Origin of the sequence: Bradyrhizobium sp. 23, from assembly GCF_023073295.1 — a bacterium.
GTDB classification, from domain to species: Bacteria; Pseudomonadota; Alphaproteobacteria; order Rhizobiales; family Xanthobacteraceae; genus Bradyrhizobium; species Bradyrhizobium canariense_D.
Window position 1 is genome coordinate 118,610 of the sequence record NZ_JADPJF010000151.1, and the last position, 550, is coordinate 119,159.

1 protein-coding gene is annotated in these 550 nt (G+C 64.7%); it reads right to left on the reverse strand.

Annotated features, from left to right (window positions below; translation table 11 throughout):
- Positions 1 to 550 (reverse strand): extracellular solute-binding protein (locus tag IVB32_RS37670; RefSeq protein ID WP_247413049.1); only part of this gene is annotated, 550 nt, incomplete at both ends.

The following is a 550-nucleotide window of genomic DNA, read 5'->3' on the forward strand; positions in this document are numbered from 1 at the left end:
TATCCGGGCTGGCGCGCTCGAACTGGCGCAGGATCTTGTTGCCGCGTTCGACCGCAGCATCGAGCGCGGCTTGCGCGCTCTTGCGGCCGGCAAAGGCCTGCTCCAGCTCGTCCTCGATCGCGCCGCGGATCAGCACGAAGGAGCCGAGCCGGATGCCCTTTGAATTCTCCGTCGGCGGATGCAGCGTGATCTCTTCGAACGACATCGCCGAGCCCGGATTGCGCTCGTAAAAACCTTGCGCGCGCGTCAGCTCGAAGGCGGCGCGGGTGACAGGCAGATAGCCGGTGTTCTGGTGCCAGGCGGCCTGCACGCCAGGCTGCGACAGATAGGCGAAGAATCGTGCCACGCCTTTGTATTCCTCGCGCGGACGGTCGCGCAGCACCCACAGCGTGGCGCCACCGATGATCGAATTCTGCGGCGCACCCTTCACGTCGGGCCAATACGGCATCATGCCGTAGCCAATCTCGAACTTCGAATTCGCCTTGATGTCGGCGCGCGTCGCCGAGGAGCCGATGAAGATGCCGCATTCGCCGTTCTGGAAACGCGGCTC